The 26,032-nt window shown below is 39.8% G+C and carries 28 protein-coding genes and 1 pseudogene; 14 read left to right on the top strand and 15 right to left on the bottom strand.

Going from position 1 to position 26,032, the window contains the following annotated elements:
* Positions 1 to 139: 139 nt before the first annotated feature.
* The 4 genes from ACWIUJ_RS05505 to ACWIUJ_RS05490 all read left to right on the top strand — a co-directional run bounded on the left by ACWIUJ_RS05505 (position 140) and on the right by ACWIUJ_RS05490 (position 3,832).
* Positions 140 to 700 carry a pyruvate flavodoxin oxidoreductase subunit gamma gene (locus tag ACWIUJ_RS05505; protein ID WP_454151025.1) on the top strand — a complete coding sequence of 187 codons (561 nt, stop codon included), beginning with the start codon at positions 140 to 142 and terminating at the stop codon, positions 698 to 700.
* 94 nt (positions 701 to 794) lie between these two features.
* Complete coding sequence (locus ACWIUJ_RS05500; protein WP_454151027.1) at positions 795 to 1,199, top strand: 4Fe-4S dicluster-binding protein; 405 nt, start codon at positions 795 to 797, stop codon at positions 1,197 to 1,199.
* A 63-nt stretch (positions 1,200 to 1,262) separates the two neighbouring features.
* On the top strand, positions 1,263 to 2,510 hold the full coding sequence (locus tag ACWIUJ_RS05495) for a 2-oxoacid:ferredoxin oxidoreductase subunit alpha (RefSeq protein ID WP_454169481.1): 1,248 nt from the start codon (positions 1,263 to 1,265) through the stop codon (positions 2,508 to 2,510).
* Positions 2,511 to 2,866: 356 nt separating this feature from the next.
* Positions 2,867 to 3,832 carry a thiamine pyrophosphate-dependent enzyme gene (locus ACWIUJ_RS05490; RefSeq protein ID WP_454169479.1) on the top strand — a complete coding sequence of 322 codons (966 nt, stop codon included), beginning with the start codon at positions 2,867 to 2,869 and terminating at the stop codon, positions 3,830 to 3,832.
* A 91-nt stretch (positions 3,833 to 3,923) separates the two neighbouring features.
* On the opposite strand, the gene ACWIUJ_RS05485 is transcribed toward ACWIUJ_RS05490, so the two are convergent.
* From ACWIUJ_RS05485 to recR, 7 genes are all read right to left on the bottom strand, one after another.
* A complete protein-coding gene (locus tag ACWIUJ_RS05485; RefSeq protein ID WP_454169729.1) occupies positions 3,924 to 4,007 on the bottom strand; it encodes a type II toxin-antitoxin system YafQ family toxin in 84 nt (27 codons plus the stop codon).
* Between the two features lie 338 nt (positions 4,008 to 4,345).
* The gene (locus ACWIUJ_RS05480) at positions 4,346 to 6,844 is read right to left on the bottom strand and encodes a hypothetical protein (RefSeq protein WP_454169477.1); all 2,499 of its coding nucleotides are present in this window, start codon (positions 6,842 to 6,844) and stop codon (positions 4,346 to 4,348) included.
* 53 nt (positions 6,845 to 6,897) lie between these two features.
* The gene (gene rpe / locus ACWIUJ_RS05475; protein ID WP_454169475.1) at positions 6,898 to 7,557 is read right to left on the bottom strand and encodes a ribulose-phosphate 3-epimerase; all 660 of its coding nucleotides are present in this window, start codon (positions 7,555 to 7,557) and stop codon (positions 6,898 to 6,900) included.
* Between the two features lie 82 nt (positions 7,558 to 7,639).
* On the bottom strand, positions 7,640 to 8,263 hold the full coding sequence (gene serB / locus ACWIUJ_RS05470) for a phosphoserine phosphatase SerB (RefSeq protein ID WP_454151040.1): 624 nt from the start codon (positions 8,261 to 8,263) through the stop codon (positions 7,640 to 7,642).
* Positions 8,264 to 8,266: 3 nt separating this feature from the next.
* Positions 8,267 to 9,307: an alanine racemase gene (locus ACWIUJ_RS05465; RefSeq protein ID WP_454169473.1), complete on the bottom strand. Its 1,041-nt coding sequence runs from the start codon at positions 9,305 to 9,307 to the stop codon at positions 8,267 to 8,269.
* A gap of 72 nt (positions 9,308 to 9,379) precedes the next feature.
* Positions 9,380 to 9,679 (bottom strand): c-type cytochrome, encoded by a 300-nt coding sequence (locus ACWIUJ_RS05460; protein WP_454169471.1) that lies wholly within the window; start codon positions 9,677 to 9,679, stop codon positions 9,380 to 9,382.
* A gap of 176 nt (positions 9,680 to 9,855) precedes the next feature.
* Positions 9,856 to 10,446: a recombination mediator RecR gene (gene recR, locus ACWIUJ_RS05455; RefSeq protein ID WP_454169469.1), complete on the bottom strand. Its 591-nt coding sequence runs from the start codon at positions 10,444 to 10,446 to the stop codon at positions 9,856 to 9,858.
* A 128-nt stretch (positions 10,447 to 10,574) separates the two neighbouring features.
* Here recR and dnaJ point away from each other — a divergent pair, with 128 nt between their 5' ends.
* Genes dnaJ through ACWIUJ_RS05435 form a run of 4 tightly spaced genes read left to right on the top strand, consistent with a single transcriptional unit; the run spans position 10,575 to position 13,965 of the window.
* Complete coding sequence (gene dnaJ, locus ACWIUJ_RS05450; RefSeq protein WP_454169467.1) at positions 10,575 to 11,681, top strand: molecular chaperone DnaJ; 1,107 nt, start codon at positions 10,575 to 10,577, stop codon at positions 11,679 to 11,681.
* On the top strand, positions 11,678 to 12,283 hold the full coding sequence (locus tag ACWIUJ_RS05445; protein WP_454169465.1) for a hypothetical protein: 606 nt from the start codon (positions 11,678 to 11,680) through the stop codon (positions 12,281 to 12,283). Before dnaJ ends, ACWIUJ_RS05445 begins: the two co-directional genes overlap by 4 nt.
* Positions 12,270 to 13,154: an SAM-dependent methyltransferase gene (locus ACWIUJ_RS05440; protein WP_454169463.1), complete on the top strand. Its 885-nt coding sequence runs from the start codon at positions 12,270 to 12,272 to the stop codon at positions 13,152 to 13,154. The genes ACWIUJ_RS05445 and ACWIUJ_RS05440 overlap by 14 nt, the downstream gene beginning before the upstream one ends.
* Positions 13,108 to 13,965 (top strand): bifunctional riboflavin kinase/FAD synthetase, encoded by an 858-nt coding sequence (locus ACWIUJ_RS05435; RefSeq protein WP_454169462.1) that lies wholly within the window; start codon positions 13,108 to 13,110, stop codon positions 13,963 to 13,965. Before ACWIUJ_RS05440 ends, ACWIUJ_RS05435 begins: the two co-directional genes overlap by 47 nt.
* On the opposite strand, the gene ACWIUJ_RS05430 is transcribed toward ACWIUJ_RS05435, so the two are convergent.
* Both ACWIUJ_RS05430 and serS read right to left on the bottom strand, forming a co-directional pair.
* The gene (locus tag ACWIUJ_RS05430; RefSeq protein ID WP_454169460.1) at positions 13,962 to 16,352 is read right to left on the bottom strand and encodes a tetratricopeptide repeat protein; all 2,391 of its coding nucleotides are present in this window, start codon (positions 16,350 to 16,352) and stop codon (positions 13,962 to 13,964) included. The genes ACWIUJ_RS05435 and ACWIUJ_RS05430 overlap by 4 nt on opposite strands.
* A gap of 11 nt (positions 16,353 to 16,363) precedes the next feature.
* Complete coding sequence (serS, locus tag ACWIUJ_RS05425) at positions 16,364 to 17,644, bottom strand: serine--tRNA ligase (protein WP_454151058.1); 1,281 nt, start codon at positions 17,642 to 17,644, stop codon at positions 16,364 to 16,366.
* 163 nt (positions 17,645 to 17,807) lie between these two features.
* Here serS and tatB point away from each other — a divergent pair.
* The 6 genes and pseudogenes from tatB to ACWIUJ_RS05395 form a co-directional block, all read left to right on the top strand.
* Positions 17,808 to 18,000, top strand: a pseudogene (tatB, locus tag ACWIUJ_RS05420) (Sec-independent protein translocase protein TatB); the annotation flags it as partial.
* A gap of 425 nt (positions 18,001 to 18,425) precedes the next feature.
* Positions 18,426 to 19,211, top strand: coding sequence for a twin-arginine translocase subunit TatC (gene tatC, locus ACWIUJ_RS05415; protein WP_454169458.1), 786 nt, complete (start codon positions 18,426 to 18,428; stop codon positions 19,209 to 19,211).
* A complete protein-coding gene (gene queA, locus ACWIUJ_RS05410) occupies positions 19,212 to 20,309 on the top strand; it encodes a tRNA preQ1(34) S-adenosylmethionine ribosyltransferase-isomerase QueA (RefSeq protein ID WP_454169456.1) in 1,098 nt (365 codons plus the stop codon).
* Positions 20,306 to 20,911 (top strand): 16S rRNA (guanine(527)-N(7))-methyltransferase RsmG, encoded by a 606-nt coding sequence (gene rsmG, locus ACWIUJ_RS05405; RefSeq protein ID WP_454169454.1) that lies wholly within the window; start codon positions 20,306 to 20,308, stop codon positions 20,909 to 20,911. The genes queA and rsmG overlap by 4 nt, the downstream gene beginning before the upstream one ends.
* A gap of 8 nt (positions 20,912 to 20,919) precedes the next feature.
* Positions 20,920 to 21,180 (top strand): PP0621 family protein, encoded by a 261-nt coding sequence (locus ACWIUJ_RS05400; RefSeq protein WP_454169452.1) that lies wholly within the window; start codon positions 20,920 to 20,922, stop codon positions 21,178 to 21,180.
* A 67-nt stretch (positions 21,181 to 21,247) separates the two neighbouring features.
* On the top strand, positions 21,248 to 22,510 hold the full coding sequence (locus tag ACWIUJ_RS05395) for an Opr family porin (protein ID WP_454169451.1): 1,263 nt from the start codon (positions 21,248 to 21,250) through the stop codon (positions 22,508 to 22,510).
* Positions 22,511 to 22,530: 20 nt separating this feature from the next.
* Here the strand turns inward: ACWIUJ_RS05395 and ACWIUJ_RS05390 are convergent, their stop codons facing one another.
* From ACWIUJ_RS05390 to ACWIUJ_RS05365, 6 genes are all read right to left on the bottom strand, one after another.
* The gene (locus ACWIUJ_RS05390; protein WP_454169449.1) at positions 22,531 to 23,367 is read right to left on the bottom strand and encodes an MnmC family methyltransferase; all 837 of its coding nucleotides are present in this window, start codon (positions 23,365 to 23,367) and stop codon (positions 22,531 to 22,533) included.
* Between the two features lie 7 nt (positions 23,368 to 23,374).
* Positions 23,375 to 23,752, bottom strand: coding sequence for a sensor histidine kinase (locus ACWIUJ_RS05385; RefSeq protein WP_454169447.1), 378 nt, complete (start codon positions 23,750 to 23,752; stop codon positions 23,375 to 23,377).
* On the bottom strand, positions 23,703 to 24,563 hold the full coding sequence (locus ACWIUJ_RS05380; protein ID WP_454169446.1) for a histidine kinase dimerization/phospho-acceptor domain-containing protein: 861 nt from the start codon (positions 24,561 to 24,563) through the stop codon (positions 23,703 to 23,705). The genes ACWIUJ_RS05385 and ACWIUJ_RS05380 overlap by 50 nt, the downstream gene beginning before the upstream one ends.
* On the bottom strand, positions 24,553 to 25,263 hold the full coding sequence (locus ACWIUJ_RS05375) for a response regulator transcription factor (RefSeq protein WP_454169444.1): 711 nt from the start codon (positions 25,261 to 25,263) through the stop codon (positions 24,553 to 24,555). Before ACWIUJ_RS05375 ends, ACWIUJ_RS05380 begins: the two co-directional genes overlap by 11 nt.
* Before the next feature lie 47 nt (positions 25,264 to 25,310).
* The gene (locus tag ACWIUJ_RS05370; RefSeq protein WP_454169443.1) at positions 25,311 to 25,697 is read right to left on the bottom strand and encodes a DUF1104 domain-containing protein; all 387 of its coding nucleotides are present in this window, start codon (positions 25,695 to 25,697) and stop codon (positions 25,311 to 25,313) included.
* Between the two features lie 106 nt (positions 25,698 to 25,803).
* Positions 25,804 to 26,028 (bottom strand): hypothetical protein, encoded by a 225-nt coding sequence (locus ACWIUJ_RS05365; protein ID WP_454151078.1) that lies wholly within the window; start codon positions 26,026 to 26,028, stop codon positions 25,804 to 25,806.
* Positions 26,029 to 26,032 lie beyond the last annotated feature (4 nt).

Raw genomic sequence — 26,032 nt, 5'->3', positions numbered from 1 at the left:
ACAACTTCTATAAAATCATAAAAAATTTTAAATATTTTTTAATTTTCTTAGTATTCTTACTTGACTTTTTATGTTTTGGCATTTATAATGTCATTTTAGTAAAAAGGTTTTTATAAATCTTTAAGAATAAGGAGATAATATGCTAGAAATCAGGTGGCATTCTCGCGCTGGGCAGGGTGCTGTAACGGGTGCAAAAGGGCTAGCAGATGTCTTTGCTAGCACAGGCAAAGAAGTCCAAGCCTTTGCGCTATATGGCTCGGCAAAGCGTGGTGCGGCGATGAGTGCGTATGATAGAATCGATGATAGCCCAATCCTAAACCACGAAAAATATATGGAGCCAGATTATGTGCTTGTGATTGACCCCGGAATCGTCTTTATCACCGATATTTGCGCCAATGACAAGCCAAGCACCAAATACATTATCACCACGCATTTAAGCAAAGATGAGCTCGTGGCAAAAAAGCCCGAGCTAGCGGGCAAAGAACTCTATGTGCTAGATTGTATCAAAATCGCGCTTAACACCATCGGCAAGCCTATCCCAAATACGCCAATGCTAGGGGCTTTTATCAAAATCTCGCAAAGCCTAGAGCTAGAGTATTTCAAAAAGGCTTTCACAAAGGTGCTTGGCAAGAAGCTCCCACAAAATATCATTGACGCAAATATGAGCGCGATTGAGCAGGCGTATAACGCGGTAAAGTAGCGACAAGAGTAGCACAAAGAAGCAGCGCAAAATCGCCACTAGATTTTGCACATTTTAAAATTTAAACAACAAATTCAACAACAAGGAGGCGTAGATGAAAGATTGGACGCAACTAGAAATGGGCTCGGTGCTTTTTCCATTCGCCGAAGATGGCAGAGAGGCACTAAGAGAGCATAATAATGAGCGAAGCTATACCAAAGAGAGTTCCTATGGCACGAGCGTGGCGCATTGGCGTGTGGATAAGCCCGTGCATAATATGGATATTTGCATAAATTGCTTTAATTGTTGGGTATATTGCCCTGATGCCGCGATTTTGGTGCGCGAGGAGAAAATGCGTGGCGTGGATTATCAGCATTGCAAGGGTTGTGGTGTGTGCGTGAGCGTATGCCCTACCAACCCAAAATCCCTGCTAATGTTTGATAATAATGAGAGCAATGAAAACGCACTAGGGAACTGGCCAGCTAAAGAGCCAAAAAAGCCCGCTAGCGAGTCAAATTAGCGTGCAACATAGAATCTAGATTTTAAAATCTCAATCACTAAAACAACAAAAAGGAGAAAAAATATGCCAAAAGAAATGGAACTCGATAAAGTAGTCGTGTGGGATGGCAATATGGCAGCCTGCCAAGCGATGCGCCAAGCCCAAATCGATGTAGTCGCAGCCTATCCTATCACGCCATCCACGCCTATCGTGCAAAATTATGGGACTTTCACAAGCAATGGTTACATTGATGGCGAGTTTTTGCTCGTAGAATCTGAACACGCCGCGATGAGCGCGTGTGTGGGTGCAGCAGCAGCGGGCGGGCGCGTGGCGACTGCGACTAGCTCGCAAGGATTTGCGCTTATGGTGGAGGTGCTGTATCAAGCCTCTGGTATGCGCCTGCCAATCGTGCTAAACCTCGTAAATCGCGCACTTGCCTCGCCTCTAAACATACACGGCGACCATAGCGATATGTATCTAGGGCGCGATGCGGGCTGGATAAACCTCTGCGCGTATAATCCACAAGATGCCTATGATTTGAATCTTATGGCGTTTAAGATTGCCGAGGATATGGGCGTGCGCCTCCCTGTGATTGTCAATCAAGATGGCTTCCTCTGCTCACACACTGCCCAAAATGTCCGCCCGCTAAGCGATAGTGAGGCGTATGAGTTTATCGGTGAATATAAGGCTAAAAATCCGCTTTTTGATTTTGCTCACCCCGTTACTTACGGAGCGCAAGCAGAAGAGGAGTGGCACTATGAGCATAAAGCTCAACTTCACAACGCGCTAATGCACTCAAATGAAGTCATAAAGCGCGTGTTTAGCGAATTTGCTAGCCTCACAGGCAGGGAGCATAATATCGTAGAAACTTATGATTTAGCAGATGCCGAAGTGGCGATTTTCGCGCTTGGCACGACGGTAGAGTCCGCCCGCGTAGCAGCGCAAAACGCCCGCAAAAATGGAATCAAAGCTGGCGTAGTAAGCCTCAAAGTCTTTCGCCCTTTCCCTTTTATTGAGGTTGCAAACGCACTAAAACACTGCAAGGCAATCGCAATCCTTGATAAAAGCCTGCCCGCTGGGGCTATGGGCGCGCTCTTTAACGAAGTAAGCGCGGCATTGTATGGCGCAACCTTTGGGAGCGGTGGCAGTGGCGGTGTGCAAAGTCGCCCTGTGCTAAGCAACTATATCTATGGGCTTGGCGAGCGCGATATGACGCAAAAAGATTTGGGCGAGATTTTGGCTCAAATACATAACGATGCAAAGGAGGGCAAATTAACGCACGCGGTGCAGCAGTTTGTGGGGCTACGCGGACCCAAAATGAGCTTTTTTTAGCTTTGTGCGTGTCCTTTTGCGTGCTTTTGCGGGAGACGCGTTAGAATCTAGTTTCTAACGCTCGCTTCGTGTGTGGCTTCGTCATTACCGCTTTAGGTAACTCCTCGCCACACACTCGCGCAACCCACAAAATCATCGCAAAATCCACCGCACAAAAATGCGTAGAATTTAAATTCGAGAATGCGCAACAAACAAAAGGAGCAACAAATGTGCGAAGTATTTTTGAAATAAAATCGTGGTTTTGAAGCGCGAAGCGAGGGAGTTACCTTAGAGGGTAATGACCGAAGCTAAGCGCGCGCAATCCACGATTTTAGCCAAAAAGACAAGCGCAACCAAAATCTAACAAAGGAGCTAAAATGGTAAAAGAAGTAAAAAATCTCAAGCAGTTTTCCAAATCTGCCGAAAAATTTGAAGGAGCGCATATCCTCTGTCCGGGTTGCGCACACGGCATCATTATCCGCGAAGTGCTAAACGCTGTCGATGGACCGCTAGTAATCGGCAACTCCACAGGCTGCCTCGAAGTCTCAACCGCCGTGTATCCGCACACTAGCTGGGATGTGCCGTGGATTCATATCGGCTTTGAAAACGGAAGCACCGCAGCAGCGGGAGCGGAGACAATGTATCGCGCGCTCGCAAAAAAGGGCAAATATAACGGCGAAAAGCCAAAATTTGTCGCATTTGGTGGCGATGGGAGCACTTATGACATTGGATTTCAATTTATCAGCGGGTGCTTTGAGCGCGGGCACGATATGACTTATATTTGCTTAGATAACGAAGTGTATGCAAACACAGGCGGGCAACGCTCAAGCTCTACGCCGATTGGCTCTAGCACGACTACCACGCCTGCGGGAAGCACGAGCTATGGCAAAAAGGAGCGCAAAAAGGACATTCTCTTTGTGATGGCAGCACACGGAAGCCCCTATGTCGCGCAAGTCGCGCCAAACAAATGGAAAGATATGAATAAAAAGATTAAGCAAGCAATCGACACGGAGGGACCGACATTTATCAATGCGATGAGTGCCTGCACGACAGAGTGGAAGTTTGAATCACACAAAACCATTGATACTTCGGATTTGGCGGTGGATAGCCTTGTGTTTCCGCTGTTTGAAATCATCGGTGGGCGTGAAGTGCGTATCACTTATCGCCCTAAAAATGTCATTCCTGTGCGCGATTATCTAGCGGCACAGGGGCGATTTAAGCATCTCTTTAAAAAAGAAAATGAGCATATTATCGAACTATTCCAAAAAGAAGTAGATGAGCGGTGGGAGCACCTCCAGCGATTAGAAGAGGCAAATAATATCGTGCTAGGCGAACGAGCATAAAATCTCATAACAAGGGTGCGGGATTATCACATAAGTGCAAATTAAATCCAAAATAGTTTGCTATGTGAGCCCACACGCAGACAAGTAAGCACTAAACATCATTTTGTTTCTTATAGATGAGCAATAAATCTAGCTCTATGTGGCATTCCCTTGTGTCTTTATAGATTCCTTGCAAATGCGTGGTCTTTGTATTTTGCGTCCAAAATATCGCCTTTTTCTAGCTTCTCAATTACACTATCTATGATTTTAGTCTTGTCATACTTAGCGATTTTTATAGTCTTTCATTGTTTGTTAAACTCCATTTAATCTCTCAATCACGCGCAAAGTTTCAATATTTGCATTCTCTATAATCAAAGCCCTATTAGCTCCTTTAATGTTTCCCCGCAATTATAGCTAAAATCATATTTTCCTATGGATTTTGTTTGGATTCCCTTGTAATCAATGGCAAAGAATCTCCGTAAGATTATCAAATAGAGACTAGATAAATCTCAAAATACTTAATATTTGTAGTATTTATTTCTTTAAAAAGCCGTATTCATAGATTTTGGGCTCTATTTTTGTGGCTAAATCATTGAGAGTTAGTCGCAAGTTTGCTAGCAAATCATTATAATGAGAATCTTCACTTTTTGCATTTAGTTTGCCCTGCTTGCCGTTTTTAGATTCTGCTCGCCCTTGAAAATACTCTTTTATATCATACAAACTTGCGTCATTTAGGTATTTTTCGCTAGATTTTGCCTGCTCGTGATAATATCGCCATAGCTCTAACCCTGCGTTAAAAACGGCTTTTGCCTCGCTTGAAAAGGTAATTTTTTCATTTGGGATAAAACAATCGCAAAGTGTCCCATTTTTGACTTTGCCTTCGATAAATCGCGTCATAAAGTCGCTTCTAAACGCTTCTTTTGCACCGACTTCTTGCTCGCTAAATGGGATAAAGTGATTTATGTCATCTTTTGAAGTGATTTTGTTTTGCCCCTCATCAAATAGTGCATACGCCAAACAATCATTGTAAAATTCTTTATCTTTTTGCCATTTATTTTTTGGGTATAAGAAATTGTCTTTGTTGTTTAACCACGATGGGCTAATGACTTGTCGCACGGCAAAATATACGCAAAATGGAATCAAATTATATTTTGTAATTGGCGTATAAATTATGTGTGCCGTGCCTTTTTTGCTTTGCAAGGCTATATGGTTATTTTGTTGAAAATCTGGTGCGTCTGCCATTAAAATGCCAAGCGATTCATTATCTTTGTCATAAAATTTTTGCAACCACGCCGTGATATATTTTTCCCCTGCATAAAATGTTTTTTTACCAATTTTTTTATTGCTTTCATTGAAAATATCTACTTTTACTTTAAAATTATCCACTTTTGCATTTTTCGTTTCCTGCTTTTTGCCTAGATTCCACACCCAAAAGCCGATAGGAAATTCACCCGCAACATTATCAAATGTCCAAGCAGGCACGATAAATCCTTTTAAAAATTTAGCTAAAAATCTTTGCCTGAATTTGGTTGAAGTGTATGAGTTAATATATTTTGGCGTAGAGAAACTCCCTAAAATGCAGTTTGGAATCTCCTCATAGATTCGTATAAAAAATTGCGTGTAAAGCTCATCGCTTAATGCGCTAAGGTGTTTTTTATATTTGAAATATGTATCTGTGTCTTTGGATACTTGAGATTTGTGTGAGCCTGTGCCTCTTTGCGTTCTTGCATTGCCACTTGTGCTATATGGTGGATTGATAAAAATTACTAGCTTTTGTGGCTCATTTTTGATGATTTCTTGCAAAGATTGTGGGAGTTTGGATTTTGCTAAAATCTCGCCACTTTTTTCATCGACTTTATCAAAAATCTCGTCATTTAAAAAATCAAATTGAAAAATATGGCTCTCTAGTAAATTCGCGCCATTTTGCCTGCGCTCTTGCATCACTTCGGCATCTGCACTATCTAGCGTAGAAGCATAGATATTTCGCGCATTTGTTAGCCCTGCGAGTAAGTTCCCTGTCCCTGCGGCACAATCCCAAATATAATACTCCTCCTGCCAATCCTCACCAAGCGCATCTGCTAAATATTCCTGTGCTTTTGTTACCCACACACGCGGGGTAAAAAACGCCCCCTTGCGTTCTCTAATGTCCTGAGGCACAAGCAAATCACGCCGTTGTATAATATAATCCCAAAATTCCTCTTTTGGCGGACGCTCATAGATATTCCAAAAGTTTTTATGCGCATCTTGCTTATCCGTAAAACCAAATTTAGTAAAGCTAAACTGCGTGCGCTTCAAATCTCGCGCTTCTAACTTGACTTCATAATAATCGTGTTGCAACAAAATCCGTAAATTTTCATAAATCTCTTTTGTAGAATTATTGCGACTTAATAAATCCGCCAAATAAAAATCACTATCCACAATATCTGGCTTTTCAGCCTCCCAATCTACGCTAATAGTGGGTTTTACGCGTTTAAGCCACTCTAAATATATGTTGAAAAAATTATTTTTTGTAATGTTGATTTTTTGCGTCCCTTGTGAATCTAGCGTGAAATTATCCTCTATAAATTCTCTCAATTCATCGCTTTGCGATGCGAATCTAAATAGCAAATTTTCGCATTCAAGTGTTTTGACTATGAGTTTGTAGAGTTGCTTAAATTCTTTTGATTCGTGGTTACTAGGCGTAACGCTCCAATTAAAATCATTTTGACTAAAAATATGTGCGATTTTGCTAAACTCGATAAATGCGATTTTTTGCGCATCAAACGCACCCAAAAAGTGCGGTGGCATAAGCAAATCTTGCAATTTTGCCTTGCCAATAGTTAGAATTAACTGCACGATACTTGCGTAAATGTCGTTTTTGTTGCCCTTTTTTGCTTCTGCCCAGAGAAAATATTGTTTTTCTTGCTCGTGCTGGCGTTTGGGTGCGATTACAAAATCGATATTGTTGGGACGCTCTGTTGTATCAAACGAACCAAAAAAGTCCCGTGCGACTTTGTTTTTTAGCTCTTCTTCGGGTATGGTTACATCATACATTGTTGTCCTTTTGGATTTTGGGTTTGTGGCTTCTTAACTCTTATTTTTAGAATCTACTGATTTTGGCATTTTAAGCTCTCCACAGCCTTTTTATAATCCCTACTTCCAAAGATATAGCTCCCAGCGACAAGTATATCTGCACCATTTTGGATAAAGAGGGGAGCGTTTTTGTCGTTGATTCCGCCATCGATTTGTAATAGACATTTTGGATTAAGAGAATCGCGCATTTTGACTAAATCACACAATTTATCAGCGACATAAGGCAGGCACTTTTGCCCGCCAAAGCCCGGATTTACGCTCATTAGGAGCACTAAATCGACTTTTGGGAGGATATAGCGTAGAGATTCAAGGCTTGTGTGTGGGTTTAGCACCACACCTGCACCGATTCCTTGCGACTTTATAGAATCTACAAGTCTATCTAAATGGCGCACTTCCTCGATATGCACGCTTAAAAATGCAGGCTTTAGCGGAGCGAAAAGTTCTACAAAAAATTCTGTGTTGTTTGTCATTAGATGAATATCAAGTGGCTTTGTGGCGACTTTAGCGATTTTCTCAACCACAAGCGGACCAATGGTTAGGTTTGGCACGAAATGCCCATCCATTACATCAATATGCAAAAAATCACAAGAAGTCGCACATATCGCCTCTACTTCTTTTCTTAAATGCAAGAAATCTGCTGATAAAAGACTTGGAGAGATTAAGACTTTTTTCATTGTTGCTCTTTTATTGTGGATTTATATTTTGTGATTGTAGCAAAATTTCACCGCTCTTTATCTTTGCGTGCTGGAATTTGTATTATGGTAAAAATTTTTCAATAGCACACAAATTGGGCTCATCAATGATAATATCCGCATTTTGTTTGAGAATCTCTTTGGCACAAAAGGCAATCTTTGTCCCAGAGTATGCAAACATACTTAAATCATTCGCTCCATCACCTACACATAGCGTATCTTGCTGAGATATATCAAGGAGATTTTGCAAGCGCACGAGCATATCGCCTTTTGAGTGAGAAAACATCATTTCCCCGCCGACTTCGCCACTGAGCGTGTCATTTTTGCTATGTAAAATATTACTAAAGTGAGAATCTAGCCCTAAAACTTTAGCAAAATGCCCTGTGGCAAGGCTAAATCCACCGCTAAAGCACACTACTTTATAGCCTTTTGTGTGGAGGGTTTGGATTATTTGTTTCGCGCCATTATGCAGGGGGAGATTCTCACAAATTTCTTTAGCACGGGCGAATGGAAGTCCTTTTAGCAAGCTTACGCGCTTTTTTAAACTCTCATAAAAGTCTATTTCACCTTGCATTGCGCTTGCTGTGATTTTCGCTACTTGGCTTTCTACACCACATTCTTTGGCTAAAAAGTCTATGGTTTCGCCATTCATAAGCGTGCTATCAAAGTCAAAAACCGCTAATTTCATACATTATCCTTCATTGATTATTATGCGCGGGATTGCAGGAGAGAGATGTGTAAGGATTTCATAGGTTATGGTGTTAAACGCGCGAGCAATCTCACGCACATCGCTAAAAACACAAATTTGACTTTTTTCACTCTCACACGAAAAGCAATCCATCGAAGTGCTGGGCAAAATCAGCTCACCACTCGCACAATGAATGCGTAGCCCCTCATCTATACGAGGGAATCCATCGCCATACCCAATGTCATAAGTGCTAATGGTGGTGTCTTTTTGGAGCACACTCTTGCCACCATAGCCGATTTTATCACCTTTATGGAGTGTTTTTGTATTGATTTTATCAGCGAAAAGTGCTGCCACAGGGCGCAAATCTTTGGCTATTGGGAGGTTAGATTCTAAATAACCATACGCGCCAATGCCTATACGCACAAGCTCATCATCGATTGCTTCCGCTCGCAATGCCCCAGAAGTGCTTAAAAAATGAAATCGTGGAATCTGCAAGCCTTTATTTGCGCAAATGTTTTTTATTTGCTCTTTGATGTGCGTGAATGTCTCGCGTGATTGTGTGAAGTCCTCTCCTCCATCATCACCATAGCCATTGTGAGCAAACACGCCAAAGAAGTGCAAGCCTTTGGATTGTATGATTTCAATATACTCTTTGATTTCATCAATGGCGATACCATTGCGATTCATTCTTGCATTGACTTTGAGTTCGACTTTGTCGTTTGGGCGCAAGGAATCTATAATTGCTTTATTGTTGATTGCTATTGCCATATTGGGCGCGAGTATGCCTTGCGGTGTGCCATAAAGGAGAGTGATAGATTCAAAAAATGGAGCGATGAGCTTTGCTTCGGCGTGATTTTTGACAAACACATTCTTAATCCCATTTTGTTTGGCGAGTTGTGCCATTTCAAGTAAGCCGTGTCCATAGGCGTTATCTTTAAGCACAAGAGCGACTTGAGAGTGCCCGTGTGAAACGCGTTTAATGTGATTGGTGATGAGGTTAAGATTGTGTTTGAAATGCTGAGCGTTAAGGGTAATTTGTGCCATTTTCTCTCATAAAATTTAAATAGGCTTTAGTTGCCTAAGCCAAAAGCATTAAGCAACTAAAAAGCCTTTAGGTTACTTAGCTAGACCAGAAATGTAAGTCGCAAGCTCCTCAATTTGCTCATCAGTGAGCTTTGCAGCTTGAACAAACATATTCGCTTTCGCTTTGCCGTGTTTGTCAAGTGTTTTTGCGCGATACCCTTTTAGGTCTGAGACGATTTGGTCTTTTGCCATTCCAGCAATTACATCATTACCAAATGATGTCTTTTTGCCATCAGCACCGTGGCACGCTACACACTTTTTCCACTCTGCAGGCTCTGCTGCCAAGCTCGCGCTTACTAAACCAGCTGCTACAAATACAAGCACCTTTTTCATTCCTTACTCCTTGTTGTGATTTTGTTACTTGCTTAATCGCTTAAGACAAGAACAACCACATTGTAACACAAAATTTATGTAAAGATTCTTAAAATAATCAAATCTTTAGAATAAATCCTACAAGGTTATATGAAAATTAAACTTAAGTAGGTGTGGCAGGATAGTTAGGTTTTGTGTTAAATTTTCACTCTCGCACTTAACGCTCTTGAGAGTGAAAGCTGGTCGATAGAATCTAGTCCAATCCCCGTTGGCACACCTTGCGCTATTTTGCTAAATGTGAGATTTTCCTTTGCGAGTTTATCCTCAACAAAGAGCATTATTGCTTCGTTAGCGAGGGTTGGTGAGAGTGCGAAAATCACTTCTTGCACATTCTCGCGTTCAATGCGCCTTAAAAGGAGTGAAAAATCAATATCCTGCACGCTTGCTTTGGAATCTAGCACAAAATATCGCCCACCAAATTCACCCATTGACTCTAAAGTAAAGATGTCTTTATGGTGGGCTACGATGCACAGCTCGCCATTTGCACGCGATTCATCAAGGCAAATCTCACACAACTCGCCCTCGCTTAATCCTAAGCAGTTTTGACATATTCGGACACTTCGCGCTGCCTCTTCTATGTAGTGCGCGAGTTTTAGGCTTAGGAGCTTATTTTCCACACAGAGATTGAGTGCGATTTTTTGCGCGCTTTTTTTACCAATGGCGGGAATTTGCTCTAAAGATTCTATGAGTGAAAAAAGCGTTTTAAGCCCCATTTTGTATGTATTCATTTTTCCTCCGATGCTTTGGCTCACTTTTTAGGTTAGTATTTTAATTTTATTTTGCTACAATCTTGCGTTTAAAAGCAATTTTCTCTTAAAAATCACATTTTTATATCAATGCAACTAGGAGTAGTTCTATGGAATCTTTAGATTATTATGAAGTGCTTGAAGTTACGCGTAGTAGCGATAAAGAAAGCATTAAAAAATCGTATAGAAAACTTGCGTTAAAATTTCACCCCGATAGGAATCCTAACGATAAGGAAGCAGAGGAGCGATTTAAACTCATTAACGAAGCCTACGAAGTGCTAAGCGATGATAAAAAGCGCGCGATTTATGATAGATATGGCAAAGAGGGGCTTTCAGGTGGTGCTGGGGGCTTTAGTGGTGGGTTTAGCGATATTTTTGAAGGCTTTGGAAGTATTTTTGAAAATTTCTTTGGCGAGGGGTTTGGGAGCGCACAGGGCGCACAACAGCTTGATTCTTTACAAGAAATCCATTTGAGCTTTAAAGAAGCTATCTTTGGGTGCAAAAAAAGCGTGCAAAGCACTTATAATGTGCCTTGCGAGAAATGCAATGGCACGGGCGCAAAAGATGGTAAATTACAAACTTGTAGTCTATGTCAAGGCAGGGGCAAGACTTATTCAAGGCAGGGCTTTATGACTTTCGCCCAAACTTGTAGGGCGTGCAATGGCGCAGGGAAACAAAAGCTAGAAAATTGCCAAGAGTGCAAAGGTAGGGGCTTTGATAAAAAGCAAGAGAGTTTTGAAGTAAATATCCCAGAGGGCATTGATTCTGGTAATAAGCTCCGATTGAGCGGACGAGGCAATGCAGATTCTCGTGGGAATCGTGGTGATTTGTTTTTAAGCATTAGCGTGGAAGATGATGAAAACTTTATCCGTGATGGCGAAAATGTCTATATTGAAGTGCCTGTGTTTTTTACTTCGGTGCTTTTGGGTGAGAGCATTAAGATTCCGGCGTTGCGTGGTGAGCTTGAGCTCCACATACCCACAAATGCAAAAGATGGACAGCAATTTGTCTTTGATAATGAGGGGGTGAAGTTCCTTAATTCTTCTCGTTATGGGAAGTTTGTGGCACAAATCAAAATCACTTATCCTAAAAAGCTCAACACACAGCAAAAAGAGTTGGTTACACAATTACACCAAAGTTTTGGTAAAGAAAGCACTCCGCATTTAAGTGCGTTGGAGCAAGCCTTTAATAAAATAAAGTCGTGGTTTGAAAAATGAGAATCTTTGGCGTAAAAACGCCTACTTTAATACAAACAGATAAAGATATGCAAGTGGCTTTAATCCGCCACATTGCCTTAAGCGCGATATGTTTAGTTATCTTTAGTGCGTGTGGCGATGTGCGACACCTCTCCTTAATCCCATCAGCAAAAAATGATGACGAAGGAACGCAAAAAAGACTTGAGCGCAAAGTCCAATTCTCTCGTAAATCTCAAATTATAAAAGACGGACAAACGCGTTTTATGGCGATTGTGAGCTATCTTAACGAAGTGGATAATATCGAGCAAAAGCGTGAGGTATTTTTGTTGGAGTTATATGAAAAATTTCCTAATCCAAATATCCAAAAAGAACTCACTATAACTTTACGCAGCGATACCTTAAGCGAGCAATCACTTTTTATCACGCAACTTAAAGATTCTCAATATACCGATGTTTTGCAAAGTAAAAACACTTATAACAAACTTTTTGTCGTGGAATTCGCGCAAATAAGCAAAAAACATCGCGAAGATATGAATGTAGAGATTAGCATTGAGGGGGAGGGTGCAATGCACTTTAATTTTGGGTATCCTACTTTGCGGAGTAAGCTCTATGAGATTAGATAGCGCATTGCGTGATTTAAATGTGTTTTCAAGTCGCAATAAGGCAAAGGAAGCAATTTTACGCGGAGAAGTGCTCTATGATGGGAGGCTATGTGATAGACCAGCTATTGAGATTACAAGAGAGGGGAGCGAACTCTTTTTCCAAGATAGAGTTTTTGATATTGCGCTTTTGCGCACAGAGCCGTATTTCGTCTCTCGTGCAGGGTATAAGCTCGCTGGATTCTTGCTTGATTATAAAAATGGTGTATTGCAGGATTTAGAGGCATTTATTAGGGATTTTATGGCGACAAAGACCAATGAGACATTGCTTAATGCCACAGATATTATCCACGCGTTGCGCTCATTACAAATAGATGAATGTATGGGTAGCAATGCACTTGATGTGGGTGTAGGCACGGGTGGATTTAGCGAAGTGCTTTTGGCGTGTGGGGCGAAACACATCACTTGTGTCGATGTGGGGGATAAGCTCAGTGATAAATTGCGCACAGATTCTCGTATAAGTTATTTTGGAAATTGTGATATACGCATTTTTGCACGAGATTTTATTGAGAATCCACACCAGAAATCAGCCTTTGATGTAATTGTGTGTGATGTGAGTTTTATCTCGCTTACTTCTCTTGTTGGTGTGCTTAGTAGCTTTAATGCGCACACGCTTATTTTGCTTTTTAAACCACAATTTGAAGTCGGTAGGGCGGTGAAACGCAACAAAAAAGGTGTGATTAGTGATAAAGATTCTATTGCGTGCTCACTTCGCTCATTTAGCGAGATTCTCTGTCCTACGCACAATCTTTTATTTACCACAAGTCATATTTTAGGAAAGGAAGGCAATGTCGAAATTTTTATCCTCGCCACACGCAAAAATCCACCCAAATGATGTGGTTTCGCTTGCTATTGGCAAGTTTGATGGTATGCACCTAGCACATTTGCATCTTTTGGAGAATCTTTGCGATAAAGGTGCGATTTTGTGCATACAAACAAATGAGCCAAAAGCTCTAACGCCAGCAGATTCTAAGGAGCAATATACAACCATTCCATTTTTTTATCTCGCTTTAGAATCTATAAAAAACTTAAGTGGCAAGGAATTTGCAGAATTTTTATGCGAGAATTTTTCGCATTTGCGCTCTATTATAATAGGATATGACTTTAGATTTGGTAAAGGCAGGGAGTTTGGGGCGAGTGATTTATGCTTTTTGCTTCCACATATAAAGATTACAATTTTTAAGGAATTTTGTGTGAATGATATGGGCGTGCATTCTAGCCTTATCAAAGAATTTATCGCATTAGGCAATATGAAAATGGCAAATGCGTTGCTTGGTCGCACTTATGGGATTTTTGGTAAAAGCATTAGAGGACAGAATCTTGGTAACAAGGAACTTTATGCGACTATCAATATGGATAGCGGGCAATATTTTTTGCCCCAAAATGGCGTGTATGCGACTTTTAGCGAATTGAATGGCAAAAGATACAAAAGCGTGAGTTTTGTGGGGAATCGACTAAGCACAGATAGACATTTTAGCGTGGAAACGCATATTTTAGATAATGTGATTGAGTTTTTGCCCCCACATTTAAGTGTGTTTTTCGTCCAAAAAATACGCGACAATGAACACTTTAGCACACTTAGTGAATTAAAAGCCCAAATTGGCAAAGACATTAAGAGCGCGCGAGAGATTTTGGCAGATTCTTAGTTGGATTGTTGCTGATAGGCGTTTAACATTTCACTTGAGTCGATTTCAAAGTCAAAATATTCAGAAACAAAATTGTGCGTAGAAATTTTATTATAATGGTCGCTTGCGGCTTTAAAGTTTTTGGCTTCTTGGTAGAGCAAGCCTAGCGCAAATCTGGATTCTAAGTTAGAATCAGATTCTATTTTGGCAATTTGCAAAAGCGCGATGGCGTTTTCGTGTCTGCCTGCGCCAAGTGCCGCGACAGCCCCTAAAAACTTGGTCGCAGAATCATCTTCTTTATATTCATCAATAAGCGTATTGTAATACACGAGGGCTTTTTCATATTCGTGTGTGTAGATATTAAGCAAGCCTAAAACTTGCAAAATCCCTGAAGCATCGCTCTCTTGGCTTAAAAACTTTGCTTCAATTTCTGGCTCTATGGTTTGGAGCGCACCTGTTACAAATGCGGTGTAAATATAAAGTTCTCGGGCTAGATTTGGACCAAAATACACACTATTCATATCAATGGCATTTTTCTTATAAATTTCATTGAGTTCTAAAGCGACTTCCTTTAAGTCTTGTTTATAGAATCTGGTGAGCTCAACCATAATATTTGAAACTGCGTCATTAGGAAAAATCTCTTTTAATTTGCCAAAAGATTCTTTTGCGAGCTCTTGGTTATCTTGCATTAGCGCATAAACACTTTGTAATGCGTAAAACATAGGGTTTTGTTGTTTGCTTTGCTCGATAAAATCAAAACTTTCAATAGGGACATTGTTTAAATAGCGCAGGAGGCATAATAAAAACTCCTTATATACGGGGCTTTCAAATGCAATGTCTTCAAAATCCGCACTAATGGAATTAACTATCCTATCAGTGTTACGATAAGTAAGTCTGCCTGCTATCACAGCTAAAAGCCCCGAAAGCACATCGTTGCTATCAAGGTGATAAGCACGCAAAAAATGTTGATAGGCATTGTCATAATCTCCCATTTGTGCGTATATAAGCGCAATGTTGTAATGCAAGATAGAATGGTTTGGATACATTGCCAGAGCTTCGCGCATTATTTCTCTTGCTTTACGCAAGTTGTTGCCTCCAAACTCTCTTAAAGCAAAGATGATTTGTTGATTTACCTTTGATAGGCTTCCACCCTCGCTTAACGCACTTTTAGCTATTTGGACATTCCTTATTTTAGCACTTAGAGAGGAATCTTGGATATTTTCAAGTGCGCCTTTTGCGTCAAAAATCCGCATTGGCGCGTAATAATACAAAATCTTGTAACTTAAAATATTTTCGTGCTCAAAGCGACGATTCCAGAAGTTTTCCTGTGCGACATTTATATCAAAAAGCGATTCTTTTAGTTTAATGCGGATAGGGTAGGTGTTTAGTGCGCTTTCGTTTTTTTGCGCTACGCGAGTTATCACACTTGCGCTTTCTTTAAAGTTTCCAAGTTTAATTTCTACAAGTTGGAGTGCCATTAGCGCATTAAAATCATCGGGATATGAACCTAAGTATGCGTATAAATATTGCCTCGCTTGTCTGTATTCCCCAAGCCTTGAGTGCAAAAGTGCAATAGCGAAATTATCGCGTTTATCATAGGATTTTTTAAGGCTTTGCAAGGCATTAAAATCATCATCAAACATCACAAAAAGCCGTGAAGCAAGTTTGTTGTTTTGCTCATCATAGCTTTGTGAGTTTGGATTAAGCAATGAAGAGAATCCTTCAAAATAAAATCCTCTGTAAATATCAATAAGGCTATACAGATAGGAATAAAGTGGCTGGTGGCTTATTTGGTGGAGATGTGAATAGCTAATGCCTAAATAATAATCCATTAAGTCCAAGCGATTGAGTTTGTGTGCGGCATACGCAGCATTAAGTGCGCTAACTGCGACATCTTCTCCCGCATTGATAGCATTATCAAACGAAGCAATAGCCTTATCATATTGTTCTTCTTTTAGTTTGATAACTCCTAAGTTATAGCTTGCAAGAGATTGTGAAAAAATAGAAATATGCTCAAAAAGATTGAGGGCTTCTGCTTTATCGCCTTGCTCATAGAATAAATTTGCTTTTTTAATCATATCACCAAGCTCAGTATCATCAACGCCACCTTTTTTGGAGAGCTGATATACAGGTGGTGCTGGCTCGATTACCACAGGTGGTTTGTGTAACTCTAAAGATTCCAAATCCTCAGCGGGTTTTTCACCAAAATATGTGAGAAAAAACACAACAAAAACCAAGATAAACATCACAAGACTTAACGCCCCAAGAATGAGTGCAACAAGAATCATTTTGTCTTTTTTCATCGCGTTTATGAGCGATTGAATAAAGCCTTGTGGTGCTTGTGTTTGTGTGGCTTCTCCCTCTTCGCCACTTGTAGAGTTTAAATTCACTTCTTGTTCTTCTGCCATTTATACCCTCATTATAAATATTTTTGCAACACTTTTGGAATCTCAATGCTTCCATCGCTTTTTTGATAATATTCCATTATCGCTATAAGCGTGCGCCCGACTGCTAGTGATGAGCCATTAAGTGTATGTGCCAAGACATTTTTTTTCCCATCTTTAAAGCGGATTTTTGCTCGCCTTGCTTGAAAATCTCGCGTATTGGATACAGAGCTCACTTCTCTATAACGATTTTGCCCAGCACACCACACTTCAATATCCACCGTGTTGCTCGCACTAAAGCCTAAATCCCCACCGCAAAGCTGAACCAAACGATGAGGTAGCTCCAACTCTTGTAAGATTGTGCTTGCTGTTTGAAGCATTTTTTGCTGGATAGCATAACTTTGCTCGGGGTGTGTGATAGCCACAAGCTCGACTTTGTCGAATTGGTGCTGACGCATAATCCCACGAGTATCGCGTCCTGCACTGCCAGCTTCTTTGCGAAAGCAAGGTGTATGTGCTGTGAGCAATATGGGGAGATTCTCTTGTGGGATAATGCAATCAGCGTATAAATTTGTAAGCGTGATTTCTGAAGTAGAGATGAGGTAGAGCTCATAGGCACTTTTATTTGCGCTATCTAACTCTTCAATTTGGGTTTGTATTTTAAACATATCCTCTTCAAATTTTGGAAGTTGTCCTGTCCCAAACAAAGTATGAGGATTCACAAGTGCGGGCGTGCAGACTTGCTCAAACCCAGCGCGTTCATTAGAATCCAACATAAAGTTAATAAGCGCGCGATTAAGTTTTGCCCCCATTCCCCTGAGCACACTGAAGCGACTTTTAGCAAGTTTCACTCCTGCTTCAAAGTCTATCCAGCCATTTTGCTCTGCAAGCTCCCAATGTTCTTTTGGCGTGAAGTCAAAAGTTTTTGGCTCTAGCACTTTTTTTATCTCCACATTGTCGCTTTCATCTTCGCCATTTGGGGTTAGGTCATCGGGGAGATTTGGGATAGCATAAAGTAAATTATGCAAGTGAGATTCTATTTCTCTTAGTTTGTTTTCATTATCTGCTATGAGAGTTTTGTTAGAATCAAGCTGTTGTTTTAGTTCGTTTATGTCTTTATTTTGTGCCTTATATTGCCCAAAGAGTTTGGAGGATTTGTTTTGAAAGGCTTGAAGTTCTTCTAAGTTTTGTTTGCATTTTTTGTAATCAGTCGCAATGGTATAGAGCTCTTGGAGAGTGGTTTTTGGCACTTTTTTAATGGCGAGTTGCCTAGAAGTTGTTTGAAAATCATTGAGTAATAATTTTGTATCAATCATCACATCTCCTAAATATCACTGAGTAACTTTGCGTAAAATCGTTGAAAATTGCGTAAAAAAAGCATTTCTTATTCCTTGAAATATTTGGTGATTTTAGTATAAAATAGCGTTATGTTTTTGTAATTTGTTAAGAATCTAAAATTTTTATTTTTTAAGAGGTTAAATGTTTGGCATAGGTATTTTTGAAATTTTAGTAATCCTCGTTGTAGCGGTGATTTTCTTAGGACCTGACAAGCTACCACAAGCGATTTTAGATATTACTAAGTTTTTTAGAGCGGTCAAAAAAACCATCAACGATGCCAAAGAAACCTTTGATAAAGAAGTGCGAATGGAGGAGTTTAAAAAGCAAGCCCTTGATTATAAAAATAGCGTGTTAAAGGATATTGATGATATTAAAAAGGGCACAGATTCCCTTACCAAAGAGTTAGATTTCAGTGATTTTAGCTTAGAATCTAGCAAGCAAGAGAATGGCTCTGCCCAAAAAGGCGAGGAGAAATCCCCACAAAAAAGCAAAGAAAGCCTTGCTTTAGAAAATCTTAATTTTCAAAGTGAGCTTCTTGATGCAGATATTGAAGCCTTTAATAACGAGCGTGCAGAGCACGATAATACCAACACTCAAGCGACAGCTAGCACCAAAAGGCTTAAGGACAAAGTTTCTCAACCTAAAGATTCCACATCACGCACAAAAGTCATAAAAAAAGACTCTAAAGTCGCCAAAAAAGATTCTAAACAAACACAATCTAGAGCGACAAAAAAGCCAAAGAACACATAGAGGTAAAATATGTTTGAAGATTTAAAGCCACATTTAGAAGACTTGCGTAAGCGATTGGTTATATCCACACTTACTATTGGCGTAGCGTTTTGCGTGTGTTTTGGATTTTGGGAGGTGATTTTTGATTGGGTGGCTTTCCCCATACAAAGCGCACTCAAAAATGAAAGCATAAGAGCGCATTTGGCAACCCTTACCGTGCTTGAGGGGGTGTTTGTCGCGTTAAAAGTGGCGTTTTTTGGCTCATTGGTGATTGCTATGCCTGTGATATTTTGGCAGTTTTGGCTTTTTGTCGCCCCGGGATTATACAAGCACGAAAAAAAAATAGTCCTGCCTTTTGTGGCATTTGCAAGCACGATGTTTTTTTGTGGTGTGGCGTTTGCGTATTATGTAGTGCTACCTGTTGTGGTGGAGAATGTCTTGCTTTTTGGAAATGGGAAGTTTGAGGGGAGCATTAGTGCGGATAATTATGTGATGTTTTTTACTCGGCTTATTATTGGCTTTGGCATTGCATTTGAACTCCCTGTGTTGAGTTATTTTTTAGGCAAAGTGGGGCTTATCACTGATGAGAGTTTGAAAAACTTTTTTAAGTATGCTGTGGTGATTATTTTTGTCATTGCCGCGATAATCACTCCACCTGATGTGCTTTCGCAGATTTTTATGGCGATTCCGCTTATTGGGCTTTATGGGTTGTCTATTGTGATTGTAAAATTCACAAATCCAGCACCCAAAGGTGATGAGGAGAAGCAAGAAGGTGAGTCAAGCACACAAGATTCTAAAAACAACAAAGGTGTGTAAGTGAATGCCTTAGATGTAAGTGATTTTTATGTGCGTAGCTATGACTATGAGCTACCAAGTCATCTTATAGCTTCTAAGCCCACAAGTCCGCGTGAAAATGGCAAACTCCTTGTATATAATCGTTTAGATAAAAGTATCACGCACGCATTTTTTAGGGATTTTTGTGATATTGTGCCAAATGATTACACGCTCATTTGCAATGATACAAAGGTGATAAAAGCAAGAATCTACGCATATAAAGATTCCACATTGCAGGGCAAAAAGTTGGAGATTTTTTTTCATAAGCCTTTTGGCAGTCTTAGTGATACACAAACCCCTACATTTTTAGTCCAAATTCGTGGGAAATTAAAGCAAGGCGCGTGTCTTTTTGTAGAATCTAGCACACAAGATTTGACACATTATAGCGCGGTGGCTCGCGTGGAGAGCCTTTTAGAGAATGGAATGCGTTTGGTAAGCTTTTGGCGTGATAACGATATGAAAACTTCACTTCGCACAAACCAAGTGCTTGATTTATTTGAATCTATCGGGCATATCCCACTTCCGCCATATATCAAGCGAACAGATACTCTTAGCGATATTAGGGATTATCAAAGTGTGTTTGCTAGGCATATTGGTGCGGTCGCTGCTCCCACAGCGAGCCTACACTTTGAGGATAAAGACTTTGAGAAACTTAAAAAGCATTATGAAATTGCTTATCTTACATTGCATATTGGTGCAGGGACATTTGGAAGTGTGAATTGTGAGGATATTAGAGATTTTGCAATACATACAGAATCTTTTAGCATTTCGCCTTTAGCACAAGAGATTGTGCGCGATAATGCCAAAAAGATTTTTTGCATTGGGAGCACTTCGGCGCGTGTAGTGGAGTATTTTTATCGCACGAAAAAAAGCGATGGGGAGTGTGATATTTTCTTACACCCTAAGAATCCACCAATGCGTGTGAATGGCATTTTAACTAATTTCCACCTGCCTAAAAGCACGCTTTTAATGATGATAAGTGGATTTGTGGGGAGAGAAGAATGCCTAAGAATCTATGAATGCGCAAAGCAAAAAGGCTATAAATTTTATTCCTATGGCGATGGAATGGTGATAATATGATGTTTGTAGATTCTCTAAAGGGATTAGATTTGTATTTTAAAGATTTGGGCGTGCGTATAGATTCTTCTGCCATTGGTGCGCTTGAGATTTATGCTAAGGAACTTTTACATTGGAATAAGACACATAATCTAAGCGGGGCAAGCACATTTGAGAGTATAGCACGAAACATTATTGATTCGCTTTATCCATTGCGCTTTGTTGATGAGTTTAAAAGTTGCCTTGATGTTGGCTCTGGTGGTGGATTCCCAGCTATTGCGCTTGCTATTGTGAAAACACACAGCGCATTTTTCCTTAGCGAGCCTAGAGCGAAGCGGTTTGGTTTTTTGCAGCATATTGTTGCTACTTTGGGGTTGCAAAATACGCAGGTTTTTGATGTGCGTTTGCAAGATATTCCTATTACGCAGGTTAATAATATTGATTTAATCACTTCGCGCGCGAGCATAAGTGTAGAGGAAATTATGCACTATGGGCGTAAGTTTTTAAGTTTTAATGGACATTTTTTGCTTTACAAGGGCTCGAAGTTTAAGCAAGAGATAGAGCATTTGAGCGTGGAGGAATGCTTCATACGAGATGAGAGAATCTATTTTTATAAAAAAGGATAGGAGTTTGTATGGTTAAAATTGCTTTGATTGTTGCGCTTCTTGCATTTGTGTGGTTTATGATTGTGCGTCCGCTACTAAAGGGACAAGATGATAAACACAATCACACCAAAAGCTCATCAAAACATAAACAAATACAAAGCGAAGAGATGTGTGAATGTGGAGTGTGCGGGACATTTTGCGCGATAAATGAGGGCGTTAGACAAAATAAAGAATTTTTTTGTTCTAAGCAATGTTATGAGAAATTTATAGAATCTAAAAAGCAAGATTAGAGGGATTTTTATTCCTAATTATTCGCATTATGTTAAACTTACACATAAGCAAAAACAAGGAATGTAAATGCAAAGAGTGCGATGGATTGGCGCGATTATTATGAGTATATCATTTGCGGGCGTGGAGCTGGCGTTTGGCTATGAAAATATTGATGATGCGCTTTCAAATGGAATCTCTAATGGTGATGTTGTCTTTTATGGTGTGCATACCACTGATACTATCTCACAGCAAGGCATACCAAATGCAAATGCAGGTTATGGTGCTGGCAGTATAGGATTGGCATATCGTTCGGAGTTTTATAAAAATGTCCGTTTTATGATAAGTTTTCGCGCAAGCTCGATGTTTTATCAACTCCACACAGATTCTCTGTGGGGCGATGATATAAACTCTCCGAGCAGAAATGGAAGTAAGGGTGATGGTTCGATGGATTTTTATGCGAGCTATCGCACGATGCTTGGACAAAGTTATGTAGAATACTCAAATGGTAAGACAACCGTGCAAGCAGGGAGAATCTTTGCCAAAGCACAATGGGCGGATAGGCTTGTTGATGGGGTTTATATTAGCAACAAATCCTTACCAAACACTCTTATAGAAGTCTTTTGGGCGAAAAATAATGGCTATGTGCAGTATAACAAAATGACAGCAATGAGTAATGTCAATCCACACAATGTGCTTGGGTTGTTTGGAGTGAGATTAAAACATTCATTTTTTGATGAGATTCTTTCATTGGAGGGCTTTTATAATGGCGCACCAAGCATTTTTAACGCATTTGGCGTGAAACTTAACACAAAATACACGCATTCAAGTGCTTATGTGGGGGGAAGCCTTAGCGTGAGTTCGACATTAGAGGGGAGTCGTAGCCTTAAGGGCAATAGTAGGGATAGCTTTGTTGTTGATGCGCGTGCGTATTTGGGGGTTAAGGATATTTTTGAATCAAGTGCAAATGGCTTGGAGCTTAGCGGTGGCTTTATCCAAAGTGGTGCAAATGGCGTTGGTAGCCTTAATATTATTGGGAATAATGTCAGTCCGTTTTTTATGTGGGGAGGGAGAGCGTTTTTGCTCGGTGATGAGGCAAGTCTTGGTTTTGGTAAGATTAACTTCACTCTACATAGAATCTCACTTGCCTTTGTGTATGGCACAACTCGATTTACTCAAAACGCCACGCAAAACGCAACATTTGATAGAGTAAATGAGCTTAATGTGCTTTGTGAGCTTGGCGTTAGCGAGCATTTTATGGTGTTATTTAATTTACTTAACACGCACGGAGGGAACAAGCTGTATTATCCACACCAAAATGCCTTGCACTTTGGGCTAAAGCTCTCATTTTAAGGCGTATGCAACATTTTGGCTTAGATAATACAAGGCTTTAGATGATAAAATTGTGATAAAAGCGCGTTATGGCTTATGTCTTGCTTGCTCATTAAACTTCCAGCGCGAATATCGCGTAACTTTGCCTTGCAATCATATACTAAAAATCCTTGAGATAGTGCCCTGTGCCGAATGACACGACTTTGTGAGTAGGTGCTTAAGATTCCATCTTGCTTTAAAAGGAGTGATAAATCACCAAAAAATTCTGTGCTCCATAGACTTGGATTCTCCTTTGGACTGAAGGCATCGTGGTAAATAATGTCAATACTTTGCTTAGCAAGCATTTTAAGGTAATCTTGTGCATTGCCGATAAAAAGATCAATGTGAAGTTGCGGTGTGCTATATTGTTGTTTGGTAAGCAAATTATACAGAATCTCTGGGAGCGCAAGATTCTCAAATTCCTTAGGATATGGGAAGTGTGTAAGGTTGTTAAGCATTTTCTCATCAATCTCTGGAGAGTAGATTATGAGGCGACAAGGCAGTCCAAAAAGTGCGTAAAAATACAAAGTGCTAAAAGTGTTATATCCCAATCCAAAACAAATATCAAGGATTGCTAACTCTTTTTTGGTTTGATTGTATGAAATATGAGATAAATATTTTGTGAAAAATTGGTGAAAGTCTTTTGAATCACAGGATTGCAAATCAATATGAAGTTTTGTATCTGTCTCTTTATGTGCGTAGAGTAAAAAAGTCGGCAAAATGTGCTTATACAAACTCTCACTTAATGCCCCACATTTAAGGCTATGGTAGCATTGAGAGAAGTCTTTGTTATACGCGCTAAAGCTTCCATCTGCGCTCTTGCGTAACTCCAAATTCATATATCCCCTAAGATTCCCAAGAAAGCTTAAAAGTCGCGCCTTTGTTTGGCTCACTCACTACTTGTATTTTTATGTTGTATTCATCACAAATGCGTTTGACCAAACTTAGTCCAATCCCAAAACCACCAGAGCTAGGATTAAAGCGACTATATCGCTCAAAAATTTTTGGCAAATCTTTTGATTGTATCCCAAAGCCCTCATCGCTAATTTCAAATATTCCTTTATCAAGCCTAAGGGCGATACTTCCGCCTTTTTTGTTGTATTTGATAGCATTGCTAAGCAAATTATCAAAAAGTGTTACGATTTTTTCTCTACTTGCCATAATGCGCGCAGGCTTAGAATCTAAACTTATGGAGAGCTTTTTTTTGTGTGAAAAATGGAGCAAAAAAGTCCAATCGCTCTTCTAAAAGGGATTGTAAATCCAAGTTAGATATTTTGTCTTGCATACTATGGGGGAAGTTATAAGCTACCAATTCTCGATAAATGTGTCCTAATTGCAAGCACGCAAGTTTAATGCGTCCAATTTTTTTGCGCTCCTCCTCACTTAGATTGTGTGTTTTGAGGGTTTCAATGCTCATTAGCACAATGCTAATAGGCGTATTTGTCTCGTGTGTAGCGTCCTTTATGAAGTCATCAAGTCGTTGTATATGTTCGTTGAGGGGCTTTAAAAATAACCGCACAAGCACAAATGCAACAATGCTCATTATCCCCAGCACAAGCACAAAAATAAGGGCGAGGCGAACTTTGCTCGCAAATATAAGAGAATCTACTTTGCTATCTTGGATAAAGATTCTAAATTTTGAGCGTTTTTTGCTCTTGTGTGGAGAGGGGAGGAATTCTGGGTCGATAATGACTTTATCCTCCACTTCATACACGCCTTTTGCAAATTCATCATCACTAGGATTTTTTAAAAGATTTGAAAAGAGCATTGTTCCATCTCTTTTAAAAATCCCAATATTATGCTCTTTGTTTTGCAGGATTTCGGGCAATGCCTCATCTATGTCGTATTTGTATTTGTGTAAAATATCATTGATTTCTAAGGTCTCTTCACGCAGGCTTGCGACTTGTGTAAGGAAAATATTTCGCACTTCTTTTTTGTAAAAAAAGTAAAACAACCAACACAGCAAAATAATGCTCGTGCCAAGATAGAGCGATAAGATTTGTATAATGCTCTTGCGCGTGGAGTTATGGGACATAGCAATAGCCTTTATTATGCTGATTAAGGATTTTATCTTTGCCGATGACTTTGCGGATATTTTTGATATACGCACGCACGCTAAGCTCGCTTGGCTCTTGCCCTAAATCCCATAATTCATCAAAAATGCGCTCTAAACTCACATAAGTGTTAGGGTTTTGGAGTAATAGAGCAAGCAATTTACTTTCTTTATGGGTGATACAAAGCACATTGTCATCTTTATAGAGGGTTTTTGTCAGCACATTAAATTTCACACCATTACCAAAGTCCTCAAAGTCCGCATTGCGATGAGAAAACGAACGCTTAAGTAGAGTTTGGATTCGCAATTTTAGCTCTACAAGCTCAAAAGGTTTTTTTAAAAAGTCATCACAACCAGCATCATAGCCTGTTTGTAAATCCTGCATACTTGAGAGGGAGGTGATAAAAATACAAGGCGTTGTTTGATTTGCTTCGCGTAGAAGTTTTAGCAACTCAAATCCAGCGAGTATAGCAGCATTTTGGGAATCTTTGGGGGTGATATATTCTCCCAAAGGCACTTTGACATCTAAAAGCCAAATGTCAAATTTGTTTTCATACACAAGAGCAAGTGCATTAGAAGCCTCTGTGCAATGCGAAACTTCAAAGCCCTCCTCTTGCAAAAACTCACACAAAATTTCACTTAAAACAAAATCATCTTCTAAGAGGAGGACTTTTGCTGACATTAGATTCCTTGTTTTAAGTGTTGTTTAGTCCATATTGTGTGTAAGCACTACTTTTTGCCTGTTGTTTTAGCACCCTTAGCATCTTTTTGCGATTTAGAATCGTGTGATGGTCCGCATTCATTTTTTGGGTCTTTGCAGAACTCATCAAAAGCCTTACTCACAGCCTCTTTTCGAGCTTTAAAGTCCTTTACTTTCATTTTATCAAAAACTTTTTGTTCTTGGTTTTTGATTTTTTCTTTAAACTCGCGAGCTTCTTTGACCGTCATTTCTTGTGTGCGGTTTTTAACTTCAGCGTGATAGCTTGGCACATCACTTGGCGGTATGCTCCCAGCGATGTCGATAAGCTCTTTGTTACTCGCTTTGCTAAAATCAGCTGCCATTACAAAACCAGCAAACGCCATACTTACAAATCCTACATACATAAATGCTCTCATTACGCACTCCTTAAAAAATATTAGACAACACAAAGGTTGTCTTAGCGCAAAATTATAGGAAAATTTTGTGAAAGCAATGTGAAGTAGAGAAATTTTCTTTTAAATTTTACATTAGAGCTCTTTGAGCAATTTTATCGCTTATAAGATATACAGAGAGGATAAATCCTATGGTATCAAGCAAAAAAACAATCCAAAATGCGATTGTTGCGTTATTTTCCCTTGCCCTAGAGCGCAACAAAACAAATATGCTTAAAGGAAAGCTAATAAATCCAAGTCCCATATAAATCCAGCCAAACGCACACAAAATGCTTGCGCTAATTAACCCACGCATTTTA

This window comes from Helicobacter sp. 23-1046, assembly GCF_053654635.1.
The sequence above is the reverse complement of the archived record's forward strand: the minus strand, read 5'-3'. Positions and strand labels throughout refer to the sequence as shown.